This is a genomic window from Polaromonas sp. UBA4122, from assembly GCA_002381615.1.
In the GTDB taxonomy this organism is placed as follows: Bacteria; Pseudomonadota; Gammaproteobacteria; order Burkholderiales; family Burkholderiaceae_C; genus Polaromonas.
This window is the reverse complement of the sequence record DFWY01000082.1, coordinates 7750-23143: the sequence shown is the minus strand read 5'-3', so window position 1 is coordinate 23143 and position 15394 is coordinate 7750. Positions and strand designations below refer to the sequence as shown.

Genomic DNA, 15394 nt, shown 5'->3' with positions numbered 1-15394 from the left:
GATTGCCTCCATAAATCGAGCCCTCGCGGCTTGAACGACTACACAATGTCCAAAGGTTATCGAATCACAGCGTCCACCGGCATCCACAAAGGTGACCGGGACTATCAGCAGGACCAGGTCAACCTGTTAAGTCACCCACGGTTTCCTGGCTGCATGCTGGGCATCGTTGCTGACGGCATGGGTGGCCGTAGCGGCGGGCGCAAAGCGTCTGACCAGGTCATGCTGACAGCCAAACAGCTTTTTGAACGTTATGCGCCGACTACTGATGACGCGCCTTCAATGCTCAAGCAGATCATTGAAGAAGCTCATATTGTCATCAAACTGACTGCCATCTCGGCTGAACAGGAGCCCCACAGCACACTGGCAGCGTTTCTGATCAATCCAGGCGGAGACTGCCACTGGGTGCATACCGGTGACTCCCGGATCTACCACTACCAGGGCAGCAAGCTGGTCCACAGAACGGTGGATCACTCGTATGTGCAAACTCTGGTCGACAAGGGTGAGATTACCGATGACGAGGCCAATGTCCATCCCCAATCGAATATTCTGATGGGTTGTCTGGGAACAGAGGAGGCACCTCCCATCACACAGCACTTCATCCCGCAATTGCGTCCGGATGACATTCTCCTGGCTTGCAGTGATGGACTCTGGCACTATTTCAGTGCCAGCGAAATGGGGTCTGCCCTTTCCATGTTGTCACCTCGCGAAGCGACCGAATTCCTGATCCAGAAAGCCAGATCACGCGCACGGGGCGGCGGTGACAATCTGTCGCTGATAATCGTCAAGCTCGAGCCTTTGAGCTAAGCAGCGCTTACTTACTCGGGCAAGGGCAAGGATTTCGCGGGGGGCTTGACCCGCTTCAGCCGATCGCTTTCGTACTGGGCCCGCCGCTCCTGGGCTTCTTTCTGGCGCACATTGAATTTTTTGGCTTCTTCGGCGGCCGCAGCCTGCTTGTCGGTTCGCGCCTGGGTTTTCCCCTGATTGCCCTTGAGCCTTTCAGCACTTGCCTCGCTATTGGCCTTTTCACTGGACTGGGCTGTGGCCCGCTCATCGCGCTTTTTCTGTTCCCTATCCAGTCGCGACTGGTAATCCTCCATGGCTTTAGCGCGACGATCTGCCGCTTCCTGCTGCCTTTCAGGCGACGATTTTTCCTCGGTTTTCCGGATCTGTTCCGCGCCTCTGATTCTTCGCTCCTCATCGTTGAGCGAAATTTCCTGCCGCCGCAGGTCTGCCATCGCTTCCCGTCGCCTGGAATTGACGTCACCCAGGCAGCTATTGACGGCAAACTTTTTGTAACAGGCTGCGTCTTCCGCTAAAAAATCCGCCTCCAGCCTGGCTCGCTCAGCACTGATTCTTGCACGCTCCGCATCCAGGGTGCCCTGCTGGGCCGCAGGGGGAACCATTTGCACGCCGGTTTGCGCGCCCGCAAGCATACTCAGCGTGGCAAAGAAAAGCAACATGGCAAATTGTTTCATGTCAGTGTCGTATCCACGTTTCTGTGCTCCAAGGCTAGGAATTCCATCGACTGCATTTCGTTGAGCCGCGAAACGGTGCGCGGAAATTCATGTACCAAAGGCCCTTCAATATATAACGCATCGGGTGCCACCGCGGCCGACATAATCAGCTTGACACGCCGGTCATATAAAACATCCACCAGCCAGGTAAAACGCCTGGCTTCGGAGGCCAATCTGACCGGCATGTGGGGTACATCACTCAACAACACGGTATGAAACTGGCTGGCAATCTCCAAGTAGTCGTTTTGCGAGCGCGGCCCGCCACACAAGGTCCTGAAATCAAACCACACCACGCCTCCCGCCTTCCGTCTGGCCTTGATCTGCCGCGATTCAATCTGCAAAACCGGATTTTCATCCTGTGACTCCGCCAGAGATTTAAAAGTTTCCGTCATCTCGGCATCTGCCTCGGGGCCGAGTGGTGTGTGATAAAGGGTTGCCTGCTCCAGCGTACGCCTTCGGTAGTCTGTTCCATTGTCGACACCGATCACCTCCAGCTTGGCCTTCAACATCTCAATGGCGGGAAGAATACGGTCCCGGTGCAGGCCGTTGGGATAAAGATCATCGGGATGAAAATTGGACGTTGTCACAAAACCCACACCGTTGTCAAACAGGGCGGTCAACAGCCGATGAAGAATCATGGCATCGGTAATGTCCGCCACATGGAACTCGTCGAAGCAAATCAGCCGGTAGCGTTTGGCGATACGCTTTGCCAACTCATCGAGTGGGTTCACCGTGCCCTGCAGGTCCTGCAGCTCTCGGTGCACTTCACGCATGAATTCATGAAAATGCAGCCGGGTCTTGCGTTTGAGCGGCACGGCGCCATAAAAGCAATCCATCAGGAAGCTTTTGCCCCGCCCCACCCCCCCGTGCATGTACACGCCACGGGGAACCTCGGGCCGGTTGATCAACTTCTTGAGAGCGTTCGATCTCCTCGCCTTGAACGTCGCCCATTCAGCCGAGCAGCGCTCCAGAGCATCGATGGCACGCAATTGTGCAGGGTCACTGGTGAATCCCCGTGTTGCGAGTTCAGCCATATAGGCTGAGCGCACCAGTTCAGTCACCGATTCTGTACCCGGACAGTCAGAAATTCAGGGAGCGCTTTTCAACTGCCAGCGCCGCCTCTTTCGTGCTTTCGCTCAAGGATGGATGAGCGTGGCAAACGCGGGCAATGTCCTCGCTGCTGGCACGGAATTCCATGGCCACCACGCATTCGGAAATCAGCTCACTGGCGAATGGTCCCACGATGTGAACCCCCAGAATTTCATCGGTTGCAGCATCTGCCAGCATCTTCACCATGCCAGTGGTGTCACCCATGGCACGCGCACGGCCATTGGCCATAAAGGGGAAAGTACCGACCTTGTAGGCGCGCCCAGCCGCTTTCAGTTGCTCTTCAGTTTGGCCGACCCACGCAATTTCGGGATTGGTGTAAATCACCCAGGGGATGGTGTTGAAGTTGACATGACCATGCTGGCCCGCGATGCGCTCAGCCACCGCAACGCCCTCTTCTTCGGCTTTATGCGCCAGCATCGGGCCGCGTACCACGTCACCGACCGCCCATACATTGGGCAAATTGGTTCTGCATTCACCATCGACCACGATGGCGCCGCGCTCATCGAGCTTCAGGCCAACCGCATCGGGTGCGAGACCGATGGTGTTGGCCACCCGGCCAATCGAGACAATCAGTTTGTCGACTTCCAGTGTCTGAGCCTGACCTTTTGCATTGACATAGGCGACGGACACGCCATTTTTGCCGGATTTAATCTCGCCAACCTTTGCGCCGAGTTCAATCTTCAGACCCTGTTTCACGAAAGCTTTGTGGGCTTCCTTGGCGATCTGTTGATCCACCGCACCCAAAAACGTGGGCAGACCTTCCAGAACGGTGACTTCGGCACCAAGACGACGCCAGACTGAACCTATTTCCAGCCCAATCACGCCCGAGCCAATCAGACCGAGCTTCTTGGGTACGGCACCGAGGCGCAGCGCACCTTCGTTCGAAAGAATATTTACTTCATCAAACGGAGTGCCAGGCAATGCACGGGCATTCGACCCCGTGGACACAACGATGTGCTTGCCGGAAATGATTTCCTCTGAAGCGTCTGCAACCTTGATGTCGTAGCTGCCGTCTTTGGCAGCCACAAAGGAGCCACGACCATGGAAGAACGTGACCTTGTTCTTTTTAAATAGGTAAGCAATGCCATCGTTGTTCTGCTTGACGACCATATCCTTGCGGCTCAGCATCTTTGCAACATCAAGACTCAGTCCCTTCACCTCAATGCCGTGCTCGGCAAAGTGGTGACCTGCCTGATCGTAGTTTTCTGAAGATTGCAGCAAGGCTTTGGAAGGAATACAGCCCACATTGGTACAAGTGCCGCCCAGTGCCGGGCCACCCTTGCTGTTCTTCCACTCATCAATACAGGCGACGTTAAAGCCTAACTGAGCTGCGCGAATGGCGGCGATATAGCCGCCAGGACCGCCACCAATGGCGATCACGTCAAATTGTTTAAACATGTTTTTCCAGTGAATTGGAAACAAGGCTGGCAGTCAAGCTGCGCCAGCCCGCCCCGACAAGTATCAAATATCGAACAGCAGACGGGCCGGATCTTCCAGCGCCTCTTTCATGGCCACCAGGCCCAGCACCGCTTCGCGGCCGTCGATGACGCGGTGGTCGTAACTCATGGCAAGGTAGTTCATCGGGCGAACCACAATCTGGCCATTTTCAACGACGGCACGGTCTTTGGTGGCGTGCACGCCCAAAATGGCGGACTGCGGCGGGTTGATGATGGGGGTGGACAGCATGGAGCCAAACACGCCGCCGTTGGAGATGGAGAAGGTACCCCCCGTCATCTCTTCAATGCCCAGCTTGCCGTCACGCGCCTTGGCACCGTATTCAGCGATCTTCTTCTCGATGTCGGCAAAGCTCATCTGGTCGGCATTGCGCAGGATGGGCACAACCAGGCCGCGCGGTGAACCAACAGCAATCCCGATGTCGAAATAGCCGTGGTAAACGATATCGTTGCCGTCCACCGAGGCGTTAAGCACGGGGTATTTTTTCAGCGCATGCACGGCCGCCTTGACGAAAAAGCTCATGAATCCGATTTTGACACCATGCTCTTTTTCAAACTTTTCCTGGAAACGTTTGCGCATTTCCATCACCGGCGCCATGTTGACTTCATTGAAGGTAGTCAGGATGGCGTTGGTCGATTGCGACTGCAGCAGGCGCTCGGCAATACGGGCGCGCAGGCGGCTCATGGGCACGCGCTGCTCGGGACGCTCGCCCAAATCGACGGGCCTGGCAGGCGCTGCTACTTTCGGTAAAGCAGTGATTTGGACGACCGTAGGTATTACAGTGGATGCTATTGATTTAGTAGCACCTGCCGCCGTTGCACCCAGAACATCGCCCTTGGTGACACGGCCATCCTTGCCGGTGCCAGACACAGAACCTGCCACCAGCTTGTTGTCTGCCATCAATTTGGCAGCAGCCGGCATAGCCACACCAGCCATGGATCCGCCTGCTGCCGGGGCAGAAGCAAGCGCAGGCGCCGGTGCCCGAGCAGTAGCAGCAGCAGGCGCGCCGGACGCAAGTGCTGGCGCAGCCGCCCCTGCCTTGCCCTCGGTATCAATTTTCGCGATCACCTGATCCGATACCACCGTGCCACCATCGGGAACGAGCAGCTCGGTCAGCACGCCAGCTGACGGCGCGGGCACTTCCAGCACAACTTTGTCGGTTTCGATTTCAATCAGGATTTCGTCTACGGCAATTGCCTCGCCGACCTTCTTTTTCCACTGCAACATGGTGGCTTCCGCCACAGACTCGGACAGTTGGGGAACTTTGACTTCTACGATAGCCATTTCGATTCTTTCAGGTGTATTCTTGTGTTTCAGGAGTTTGTCGCGACCTTATTTGGTCATGACAAAACCCTTGAGCTTGCCGAAGGCGCCGTCCACCAGCGCTTTTTGCTGTTCCTGATGCAGATGCGAGTAACCCACGGCGGGAGAAGCCGATGCGGCGCGACCTGAGTAGCCTAGTTTCTGGCCTTCGAGCATGTTCTCGTGGATGTAATGCTGCACAAAGAACCAGGCGCCCTGGTTTTGCGGCTCGTCCTGGCACCATACGATGTCGGCGACATTGGGGTACTTTTTCAGCTCGGCCGCAAAAGCCTTGTGCGGGAACGGGTAGAGTTGCTCGATGCGCAAAATCACGGCATCGTCAGCGCCCTTTTCCTCGCGCCTCTTGGCCAAGTCGTAATAGACCTTGCCTGAGCAGGCAATCACGCGCTTGACCTTGTCAGACTTTTTGTTGATCTCTTCCTTGTTCTCCGGAATGACAGTCTGAAAGCTGCCTTTGGTGAACTCGGACAGCGGCGAGGTCGCATCCTTGTTACGCAGCAAGGACTTGGGCGTCATGATCACCAGCGGCTTGCGCAAGTTGCGCACCATCTGGCGACGCAGCACATGGAAGATCTGGCTGGCGGTAGTGGGTTGAACCACCTGAATATTGGTGTCGGCAGACAGCTGCATGAAGCGCTCCAGGCGCGCCGAGCTGTGCTCAGGTCCCTGGCCCTCGTAGCCATGCGGCAGCATCAGCGTGATGCCGTTGACACGGCCCCACTTCACCTCGCCAGAGGCGATGAACTGGTCAATCACGACCTGCGCACCGTTGGCGAAGTCGCCGAACTGGGCCTCCCAGATCACCAGGGTGTTCGGATCATTGGACGCGTAGCCATACTCAAACGCCAGCACAGCTTCTTCGGACAGGATCGAGTCGATCACTACAAACGGGGCCTGGTTCTCGGCGACGTTCTGCAACGGCACATAAGTGCCGGTATCCCACTTCTCGCGGCTCTGATCGTGAATCACGGCATGGCGGTGCGTGAAGGTACCGCGTCCGGAGTCTTCGCCTGACAGACGCACCGGGTAGCCGCTGGCAACCAGTGAGGCAAACGCCATGTGCTCGCCCATTCCCCAGTCCACGGGGACTTCACCGCGGCCCATGGCGGCACGGTCGTCGTATACTTTTTTGACCAGATGGTGAGGTGTCACGCTGGAAGGGATAGCGGTAATTTTGTCGGCCAGACGTTTCCACTCGGCCACGGGTATGGCAGTGTCTGCCGCATCGGTCCACTTCTTGCCCAGATAAGGGATCCAGTCAACCGCGTACTTGCTCTTGAAATTGGTCAGCACAGGGTCAAACGTGCTCTTGCCAGCATCAAGCGCCACGCGCATGGCCTTGACCATACCTTCACCCAGCGTTTCGCCCATGCCTTGCGCCGTCAGCTTGTCGGCATACAGACGGCGCGTGCCAGGGTGCTGCGCGATCTTTTTGTACATCAGCGGCTGGGTCAGCGCGGGCGTGTCCTGCTCGTTATGGCCCAGTTTGCGGAAGCAAATGATGTCGACGACGACATCTTTCTGGAATTCCATGCGGAACTCGAGCGCCAGCTGGGTGGCCAGCACCACGGCCTCCGGGTCATCGCTGTTGACGTGCAGCACAGGCGCTTCAATCATCTTGACCACGTCGGTGCAATACAGCGTGGAACGGCTGTCACGTGGGTCGCTGGTGGTAAAGCCGATCTGGTTGTTGATGACGATGTGCACGGTACCGCCGGTGAAGTAGCCACGGGTTTCAGCCAGCGCCAGTGTTTCCATGACTATGCCCTGTCCGGCAAAAGCGGCGTCGCCATGCACCAGCACCGGCAGCACTTGCAAGCCCTTCGGATCAGCCCGGCGGTCCATGCGGGCGCGCACCGAGCCTTCCACCACGGGGTTCACAATTTCCAGGTGTGAAGGGTTGAATGCCAGCGCCAGATGGACGGGACCGCCTGCGGTCGTCACATCTGAACTGAAACCCTGGTGGTATTTCACGTCACCGCTGGGCAGATCTTCTGGTGCGGTATGGTCAAACTCGGCAAACAGGTCAGCCGGCACTTTGCCCAGGGAATTGACCAGAACATTCAGGCGGCCCCGGTGCGCCATGCCAATGACGATTTCCTGCACGCCGACTTCACCACCGCGCTGGATCAGCTCGTCCATGCTGGCGATAAAGCTTTCACCGCCTTCCAGCGAGAAACGTTTTTGGCCCACATACTTGGTGTGCAAAAAGCGCTCAAGGCCTTCGGCTGCAGTGATCCGCTCCAGGATGTGAAGCTTCTTTTCCGTAGTGAAATTGGGCTTGCTTCGGATGCTCTCGAGCTTTTGCTGCCACCAGCGCTTCTGGTTCTGGTCGGTGGCATACATGTATTCGGCGCCAATCGTGCCGCAATAGGTTTCGCGCAGCGCGTTCATCAGCTCGCGCAAGCTCATGGTTTCTTTGCCGAAGAAGGTGTTGCTCGTGTTAAACACCGTTTCCTGGTCGGCATCAGAAAAACCGTAAAACGAAGGCTCCAACTCAGGAATCTTGTCGCGCTCAGCGCGCTTGAGGGGGTCCAGGTCGGCCCAACGGACACCTACATTGCGATAAGCGGCGATCAGTTGCTGGGTAGCTGTGCGCTTGCGCCCCATTTCCGAGTCGGCGCTGGCGACCACAACCTTGGTCAGGCCCTGTTTTGCGCGCTCGGCAAAGGCGTTGACGACCGGCAGGTGCGGGACGTCCTTGGCGTTGCTGCCATCAACCGCAGGAACATGCTGCAGGGCGTCAAAATACTCGCGCCAGGTGTCAGGCACACTGCCGGGGTTGGCGAGGTAATTTTCGTACATCTCTTCGACATAAGGCGCATTGCCGCCGAAAAGATAGGTGTTGCCTTGGTAGGCTGTGTAAATAGACGCCGGTGCAGATGCAGGCGACTGCGTGCTGGAACTCATATCCGCTGACCTTCGTTTCCCTTGGGGAAACATTAGCTGGTTAATTAACCTTCCGCAACACGGCTGGACCGATTAGCGGATGCGACTGTGACACAGGAAGGGCCTTCAGACAGCTTAGATTGTGCCACCGAAAACAGATTTTCTCTAGTTGAGACAACTTGAGTGTGATCTTGAGCTGCACCCCACTCAAACCGCTCCTTTCCATCACGCGGCGGCTACCCTGTCCCTGATCTGCTCCAACGCTGCCGGATCGTCCATCGTGGTCAAATCTCCGGCATCGCGGCCTTCACACACCGCCTGTATGGCGCGGCGCAGCAGTTTGCCACTGCGGGTCTTGGGCAAGGCTGTCACAAAGCGAACCCTGGCGGGCCGCGCTACCGCGCCCAGATCATCGTCCACGCGCTTCATGATCTCTTTTTCAAGTTTGAGCGACGCTGCGCTGTCCTGCAATAGACCTGCATCCTTGGGCACGACAAAGGCCATGGCTACCTGACCTTTTAGCGCATCGGCCACCCCAACCACCGCCACCTCGGCTACCTGCAGATGTCCGGAAATACTTTCTTCAATCTCGCGCGTGCCCAGCCGGTGGCCCGCCACATTGATCACGTCGTCAGTACGACCGAGAATAAAATAATAGCCGTCTTTGTCACGTATGCCCCAGTCAAAAGTGCTGTAGACCATCTTGCCAGGCACAGTCTTCCAGTAGGTGGCGACGAAGCGCTCGTCGTCTTGCCATACTGTTTGCATGAAGCCGGGGGGCGTGGGGCCTTCCAGCACCACCACGCCTTTTTCGCCAGGCTTGGTCAGCTCCTCGCCGGTGGATTCGTGCAGCAGCTTGACGCGGTAGCCATACATCGGAACACCGGGGCTGCCAAACTTGCTGGCTTTTTCCTCGACACCGTTGGCAATGGTCAAAATCGGCCAGCCGCTTTCGGTTTGCCAGTAGTTGTCGATGATGGGAACATTGAGCCCCTCGCTGATCCAGCGCGCCGTGGGTTCGTCCAGCGGCTCGCCTGCCAGAAACAGTGCGCGCAGGCTGGAAAGATCGTGTTTTTTGAGCAAGGCCGGGTCCTGCTTTTTCAGCACACGCACCGCAGTGGGTGCGCTGAACATCACCGTGACGCGATATTTTTCCACCAGGCTCCACCAAATGGCGCCATCGGGCTTGCCGTCCATGCCTTGCGTCGGCAGGCCTTCGTACAGGATGGTCGCCATGCCGGCAATGAGTGGCCCATAAACGATATAGCTGTGACCCACCACCCAGCCAATGTCGCTGGTTGAGAAATAAGTTTCGCCGGCACGCCCATCAAAGATGTGCTTCATGCTGGCCGCCAGCGCCACGGCATAGCCGCCCGTGTCACGCTGCACGCCTTTGGGCCTGCCCGTGGTTCCACTGGTGTAAATGGTGTAACTGATGTCCGTGGAGTTCATCCACTCACAGGAAACCTGCGCATCAAGATGCGTTTCGCGTAGCTCATTCCACAGGTGGTCGCGCCCCGCCACCATCGCCATGGGCGCCAGCTTGCGGTCGGCCAGCAGCACGGCTTCGGGTTTGTGGCTGGACAGTCGTATTGCCTCGTCCAGCAGCGGCTTGTACGGCACCACCTTGCCACCGCGCGAACCGGCATCGGCACTCACAATCACTTTTGGTGTCGCATCGTCAATGCGCGAGGCCAGCGAGCCGCTGGCAAAACCGCCAAACACCACGCAGTGAATCGCACCCATGCGCGCGCAGGCCAGCATGGCAAATGCCGCTTCGGCAATCATGGGCATATAGATCAATACGCGGTCACCTTTTTGCACACCCAGCGCCCTGAAGCTTGCCGCCATGCGCTGCACTTCCACATGCAGCTCTTTAAAGGTGTAGGTCTTTTCCTGGCCTGTTTCGCTTGAAACACAAATCAGCGCCGCCTGGTCAGCCCGGTCCTTGAGGTGACGGTCCACGGCGTTGTAGCAAAGGTTGGTTTGGCCCCCTTCGAACCAGTGTGCAAACGGTGGGTTGTCATAGTTGCAGACCCGATCAAAGGGTTTGAACCAGTCAATCAGTTTGGCTTGGCTTGCCCAGAAAGCGTCGGGCTTGTCTATGGATTGCCGGTAAAAGTCGGCGTAGGTTGTGGTCGCGTTGCTCATGACTTATCTCCAGTTTTGTTTTTACGACTTGTTCAGATTCAAATCTTGATGACGACACGACCGCGAATCTTGCCCGCCATCAATTCCGCAGCTTTTTCCGCAACGCGGGCCAGGGGGACTTCTTCAACCATGGATTCGAGCTTGACAGGGTCCAGGTCTTGCGCCAGGCGATCCCAGGCAAGTTGGCGGCGCGCGAGTGGCGCCATTACGCTGTCGATACCGGCCAGTGTGATGCCGCGCAGAATAAAAGGCATCACGGTCGTCGGAAAATCCGCGCCTTGCGCCAGCCCGCAGGCCACCACCACACCGCCATAACGGGTTTGCGCGCAGGCATTGGCCAATGTGTGCGAGCCCACGGCATCCACCACCGCGGCCCAGCGCTCTTTTTGCAGCGGTTTACCCGGTGCCGACAGTTCAGACCGGTCCATCACACGGGTAGCACCGAGCTGCTTCAAATAGTTTTCTTCGCTGGCCTTGCCGGTAGCTGCCACCACGGTATAGCCCAGTTTGCTGAGCAAGGCCACTGCCACGCTGCCCACACCGCCGGTGGCGCCCGTCACCAGCACTTCCTCGCTAACGCCGGGCTTGATGCCATGTTGTTCCAGCGCCAGCACGCAAAGCATGGCCGTGTAGCCCGCCGTGCCAATCGCCATGGCCTGACGCGTGGTGAACGCCTGCGGCAACTTCACCAGCCAGTCGCCCTGCAAGCGGGCACGTTCAGCCATCAATCCCCAGCGGGTTTCGCCCAGACCCCAGCCGTTGTGAACAAACCGGTCCCCGGCCTTCCAGGCCGCGTGGGTGGACTCCAGTACCAGGCCCGCCCCATCGATACCGGCCACCATGGGCCAGTTGCGCACCACGGGGCCGCTGTTGGTGATGGCCAGGCCATCCTTGTAGTTCAGGCTTGAATAATCGACCTGGACCAGCACGTCGCCTGCCGGCAATTGGGATTCTTCGATTTCGGTGATGTCGGCCGAAAAGCCGGCGTCGGATTTGCTGAGTTGAAGGGACTTGAACAAGGAATGTCTCCGGGAAGTGACCACAAAAAGTCAGGCAAAAGACGATGAAATGGCGTCTAAAAAGTCGAAACTGAATTCTTAATTATGAACAGCGGTCTTGCTGCAAGCTGACGGCTATTGGCCATGGATGGCGATGCGCTGATGGGTGCTATCAGATCAATAGCTGCTTGCCTCCGTATCTATTGGGCTTGAGGCATTTTTTCCAATAAAGAACCCCGCCCCTTGGTGCGGGGTTCTTTATTTCGATTCCGACCCTAATTAATTTCCCAGAGGAGGTTATCGAGCTATGTTCGACACTGAGCAGACAAGGCATGGCACTGGAGCACGAGTCTGTTTAACTATGCATTCGTTTCCCAGTTGGCAATCCTGAAAGCAAGCCTTACGATGTGCTAACAGATGCAGATGCCAACGACAACAGAAGAAAAACCCGGCTTCAACGCCCGCTTGTGGCGACGCTTCGTCACGATCGCGCGGCCTTACTGGCTCTCGGATGAACGCTGGCGTGCCAGGGGCATGCTGGCCCTGCTGATCCTGTTACTGCTGGGGCAGACCGCCTTCAACGTGCTGTTCAACCAGGAGACGGGCGAATTCACCTCGGCCTTGGCCGCGGGCGATACCGATCGCTTCTGGGCCTCGATCTGGCGCTACACGGCCATCCTCGTGGCAGCGGTGCCCATCTATGCCCTGTACTACTACGTGCGCGACACGCTCGGGCTGCGCTGGCGCCGCTGGCTGACGCACAGCTTTCTGGCACGCTATTTCAGCCAGCGCGCCTATTACCGGCTCAACACCACCGGCATCGATAACCCCGACCAGCGCATCGCCGAAGACATCAACAGCTTCACCCAGCAGTCGCTCTACTTCTCGATGATCGTGCTGGGCTCGGTGATCGACCTGGTCGCCTTTTCCAGCGTGCTGTGGACCATCTCGCAGGGGCTGGTTTACTTCCTGGTCGGCTATGCGATGTTCAGTACCGTATTCACGGGCGCGGTATTCGGCAAGCGGCTAATCGGGTTGAACTTTCGCCAACTGCAGCGCGAGGCAGACTTTCGCTTCAGCCTGGTGCGGGTGCGCGAACACGCTGAGCCGATTGCCTTCCACGACGGCGAGGCGCGCGAGATGTCGGCGCTGCAGCGTGTTTTCGCGGCGGTCTACGCCAACTACCAGCAAGTGCTGCGCTGGCAGTTCAAGCTCAACCTCTTCCAGTACGCCCATAGTTTCCTGACCATCGTGTTGCCCACCGTGATCATTGCAAACGATGTCCTCTCCGGCGATCTGGAGGTCGGCCGGGCGATCCAGGCCGCTGGCGCCTTCGCGGCCATCCTGACCGCACTGACGGTGATTGTTGAGCACTTCGAGGGCCTTAGCCGCTTTTCCGCCGGTGTTGACCGGCTGCATGCGTTCTCGGAAGCCTTGTGTGTTGAGGCTGGCCAGCCCGCCAGCGCCACCGACGACGGGCCCCAGCAGATTTATACCGTGCCTGGCTTTGAGCTCGCCCTTGAGCGGCTGACCGTGCTCACGCCCAACCGGGAGCACCTGCTGGTTCAAGGGCTCACGCTTTCCGTCAAGCCGGGCGAGGGACTGCTGATCGTCGGGCCCAGCGGCACAGGCAAGAGCTCGCTGTTGCGGGTGATTGCCGGGCTGTGGAACACGGGCTCGGGCGAGGTGACTCGCCCGGCCGGCTCGGACATGCTGTTTCTGCCCCAACAGCCCTACCTGCCCCTGGGCGACCTGCGCTGCCAGCTGACCTACCCCCAAACTGAGCGCAACATCTCGGACGAAGAACTGCTGCAGTGGCTTGAGCGGGGGAACTTGCCGACGCTGGCTGAGCGCTTCGGCGGCCTGTGCGCCGAACTGGACTGGGCCAGGGTGCTGTCGGTCGGCGAGCAGCAGCGGCTGGCCTTCGCCAGGGCCTTGCTCGCCAAGCCGCGCTACCTGCTGCTCGACGAGGCCACCAGCGCCCTGGATGCGACCAATGAGGAGTGCCTGTACGGCCAACTTGCCGGCCTGTCGATCACACCGATCAGCGTCAGCCACCATCAGACCCTCCTGAAGCACCACCACCGGGTGCTGGAGCTGCCCGGTAACGGCAGCTGGACGCTACACGAGGCAAGCAGCTACCGTTGGGCATCGTAAACATCTGGGGTATTAGGGTCAGATTCTCATGGCGCGACCTTAAGCGCCCTCGGGATGGCAAAGCGGGTCGTCATTGCGAGCGCAGCGCGGCAATCCACTACCCCAGCCGTCGAATGGGATGCTTAAGGTTCCATGAGAGTCAGAATCCAATTAATTTACTTCACCAACGCCAGCACGTCCTTGAACTCCGGGTGTTCACAGGTGCGCAGCCATTCAAACGCCACCATCTCAGTCGTCACCAGTTCGGCGCCATTGCCGGCCAGCCGGTCAAAGGCGGCATCCCGGTTGCACTCGCTGTGTGAGCTGCAAGCATCGGTCACGACCCACACGTCAAACTCTTCTTCCAGCAGCTCCAGCGCGGTCTGCATCAGGCACACATGCGCTTCGCAACCGGCGATCACGATCATGTTCCGTCCCGCTTCTTCGGGCGGCGCTGCTTTTTGAAGGTGCTTGGGCAGGCTGCGGGCGTTGCCGCCGCCAGTCGCCTTGCGCAGCGGTGGCCGCAGCCAGTCGACCAAGCCATCCGCTACGGCACTGAAATGCATCTTGGCCAGTATTTTGCCACCGGCCGCATCAATCGCCGCCTGCACTTCGGGCACGTTTTGCCCCAGCTTGTCGGGGTTTTGCCGGGTGCCCCACACGGGCACCTCAAGCGCCTGGGCCATGCGGGCCAGGCGCACCGCATTGGCGATCACGAGTTCATTCTCAAAAATGGCGGGCATCAGGCGAACCTGGTAGTCCACCAGCACCAGTTGGGAGTCATCAGCGTCAAGCAACATGTTATTTCCTGAAAGAAAGTTAGGGGCTTCTGAATAAACCAGACGCCCGAGTTGGAGGATTTGTCTTGCCTTTATCCCAGACAGGCTACTCTTTTAATAGCTGACTGCGCCCGTTCCATATGCATTGCAGGCATTTTTTGTACATATTCTGGGGCTGAGCGCGCTACTGGGCGGGCAATTCAGCAAACTTGAGCAGCCGCTTAGCCAGCAAAGTTTCAGCCAGAAAACACACCGTGCCGATTCTGAAGATGGGCCGGTCACCGGTTTCGCCCAGGAACAGCAGAATAATGCTCGTGCCAATCAACATCGCGCAGAAAGTCAACAAGGCAATGCACAGATTTGACCCGCCAGCCGCGGCGCCTCAGTTGCCGCAACTTCGCGTACATCCTGGTGGCCTGAGACGCTTCAACACCCCCGCCTCGCACCCGCTTTTCGGTCGGCAAGAACGCCATCTCCCTCTACGCCAGTCTGGAGGGCTGGCAGCAAAGAGATTGCCTGGAACCGGTGCGCGCGTGCCCGGCGGGTGTACCTGCCAGCGGCCTGCAGGCGCCAGCTTGTGGCATAGGCTTACATCAATGTCGTCGCTGTCCGACACCGTCCGCATGACAGGGCGGGATAATAACTCATAGGAGATGGCCGAAGAGCTTGGAGAAGTAGGCTGACAGATGGCTGACTTTCTGTTCCTGCTGTTCTTCACACCCCCCTCAACCGAAAATTTAAAACCAAAGGAGTTTCCAATGCTGCCCAACAAGGAAGGCCAACGTGTTCCAGATGTCACGTTCAAAACGCGCCAGAACGAGAAATGGGTCGAAGTTAAAAGCTCAGACCTCTTTAATGGGAAAACCGTCGTAGTTTTCTCTTTACCCGGTGCCTACACGCCGACCTGTTCATCGACCCATCTGCCGCGTTTCAACGAACTCGCAAACACTTTCAAGGCCAACGGCATCGACGATGTGGTGTGCCTGTCGGTGAACGATGCCTTTGTGATGAACGAATGGGGCAAGGCGCAGGAAGCCGA

General features: G+C 58.0%; 12 protein-coding genes. 4 read left to right on the top strand and 8 right to left on the bottom strand.

Features of this window, described 5'->3' with window-relative positions; translation table 11 throughout:
• Positions 1 to 45 precede the first annotated feature (45 nt).
• Complete coding sequence (locus B3F77_RS11090) at positions 46 to 804, top strand: PP2C family protein-serine/threonine phosphatase (protein WP_293605013.1); 759 nt, start codon at positions 46 to 48, stop codon at positions 802 to 804.
• A gap of 11 nt (positions 805 to 815) precedes the next feature.
• Here B3F77_RS11090 and B3F77_RS11085 read toward each other — a convergent pair whose 3' ends face one another.
• The 7 genes from B3F77_RS11085 to B3F77_RS11055 all read right to left on the bottom strand — a co-directional run bounded on the left by B3F77_RS11085 (position 816) and on the right by B3F77_RS11055 (position 11461).
• Positions 816 to 1235, bottom strand: coding sequence for a hypothetical protein (locus B3F77_RS11085; protein ID WP_293605012.1), 420 nt, complete (start codon positions 1233 to 1235; stop codon positions 816 to 818).
• A 236-nt stretch (positions 1236 to 1471) separates the two neighbouring features.
• Positions 1472 to 2548: a cell division protein ZapE gene (gene zapE / locus B3F77_RS11080; protein ID WP_293605045.1), complete on the bottom strand. Its 1077-nt coding sequence runs from the start codon at positions 2546 to 2548 to the stop codon at positions 1472 to 1474.
• A gap of 46 nt (positions 2549 to 2594) precedes the next feature.
• On the bottom strand, positions 2595 to 4022 hold the full coding sequence (lpdA, locus tag B3F77_RS11075; RefSeq protein WP_293605011.1) for a dihydrolipoyl dehydrogenase: 1428 nt from the start codon (positions 4020 to 4022) through the stop codon (positions 2595 to 2597).
• Positions 4023 to 4085: 63 nt separating this feature from the next.
• The gene (gene odhB, locus B3F77_RS11070) at positions 4086 to 5363 is read right to left on the bottom strand and encodes a 2-oxoglutarate dehydrogenase complex dihydrolipoyllysine-residue succinyltransferase (protein ID WP_293605010.1); all 1278 of its coding nucleotides are present in this window, start codon (positions 5361 to 5363) and stop codon (positions 4086 to 4088) included.
• Between the two features lie 48 nt (positions 5364 to 5411).
• The gene (locus B3F77_RS11065) at positions 5412 to 8312 is read right to left on the bottom strand and encodes a 2-oxoglutarate dehydrogenase E1 component (protein WP_293605009.1); all 2901 of its coding nucleotides are present in this window, start codon (positions 8310 to 8312) and stop codon (positions 5412 to 5414) included.
• Between the two features lie 204 nt (positions 8313 to 8516).
• On the bottom strand, positions 8517 to 10442 hold the full coding sequence (locus tag B3F77_RS11060) for a propionate--CoA ligase (protein WP_293605008.1): 1926 nt from the start codon (positions 10440 to 10442) through the stop codon (positions 8517 to 8519).
• 38 nt (positions 10443 to 10480) lie between these two features.
• The gene (locus B3F77_RS11055) at positions 10481 to 11461 is read right to left on the bottom strand and encodes an MDR family oxidoreductase (protein ID WP_293605007.1); all 981 of its coding nucleotides are present in this window, start codon (positions 11459 to 11461) and stop codon (positions 10481 to 10483) included.
• Positions 11462 to 11863: 402 nt separating this feature from the next.
• Here B3F77_RS11055 and B3F77_RS11050 point away from each other — a divergent pair, with 402 nt between their 5' ends.
• A complete protein-coding gene (locus B3F77_RS11050) occupies positions 11864 to 13597 on the top strand; it encodes an ABC transporter ATP-binding protein/permease (protein ID WP_293605006.1) in 1734 nt (577 codons plus the stop codon).
• A gap of 155 nt (positions 13598 to 13752) precedes the next feature.
• On the opposite strand, the gene B3F77_RS11045 is transcribed toward B3F77_RS11050, so the two are convergent.
• Entirely contained in the window at positions 13753 to 14376 is a 624-nt protein-coding gene (locus B3F77_RS11045) for an isochorismatase family protein (protein WP_293605005.1), read from the bottom strand.
• 124 nt (positions 14377 to 14500) lie between these two features.
• Between B3F77_RS11045 and B3F77_RS20770 the strand changes: the two genes are divergently transcribed.
• Both B3F77_RS20770 and B3F77_RS11035 read left to right on the top strand, forming a co-directional pair.
• On the top strand, positions 14501 to 14719 hold the full coding sequence (locus tag B3F77_RS20770) for a hypothetical protein (RefSeq protein ID WP_349678409.1): 219 nt from the start codon (positions 14501 to 14503) through the stop codon (positions 14717 to 14719).
• Positions 14720 to 15113: 394 nt separating this feature from the next.
• Positions 15114 to 15394 (top strand): redoxin family protein (locus tag B3F77_RS11035; RefSeq protein ID WP_293605044.1); only part of this gene is annotated, 281 nt, incomplete at its 3' end.

What these genes read in the sequence shown, in the direction of transcription:
- B3F77_RS11090 (WP_293605013.1), top strand. Translation starts at nt 46, where the DNA reads ATGTCCAAAGGTTATCGAATCACAGCGTCCACCGGCATCCACAAAGGT.
- B3F77_RS11085 (WP_293605012.1), bottom strand. Translation starts at nt 1,235, where the DNA reads ATGGCAGACCTGCGGCGGCAGGAAATTTCGCTCAACGATGAGGAGCGA.
- zapE (WP_293605045.1), bottom strand. Translation starts at nt 2,548, where the DNA reads ATGGCTGAACTCGCAACACGGGGATTCACCAGTGACCCTGCACAATTG.
- lpdA (WP_293605011.1), bottom strand. Translation starts at nt 4,022, where the DNA reads ATGTTTAAACAATTTGACGTGATCGCCATTGGTGGCGGTCCTGGCGGC.
- odhB (WP_293605010.1), bottom strand. Translation starts at nt 5,363, where the DNA reads ATGGCTATCGTAGAAGTCAAAGTTCCCCAACTGTCCGAGTCTGTGGCG.
- B3F77_RS11065 (WP_293605009.1), bottom strand. Translation starts at nt 8,312, where the DNA reads ATGAGTTCCAGCACGCAGTCGCCTGCATCTGCACCGGCGTCTATTTAC.
- B3F77_RS11060 (WP_293605008.1), bottom strand. Translation starts at nt 10,442, where the DNA reads ATGAGCAACGCGACCACAACCTACGCCGACTTTTACCGGCAATCCATA.
- B3F77_RS11050 (WP_293605006.1), top strand. Translation starts at nt 11,864, where the DNA reads ATGCCAACGACAACAGAAGAAAAACCCGGCTTCAACGCCCGCTTGTGG.
- B3F77_RS11045 (WP_293605005.1), bottom strand. Translation starts at nt 14,376, where the DNA reads ATGTTGCTTGACGCTGATGACTCCCAACTGGTGCTGGTGGACTACCAG.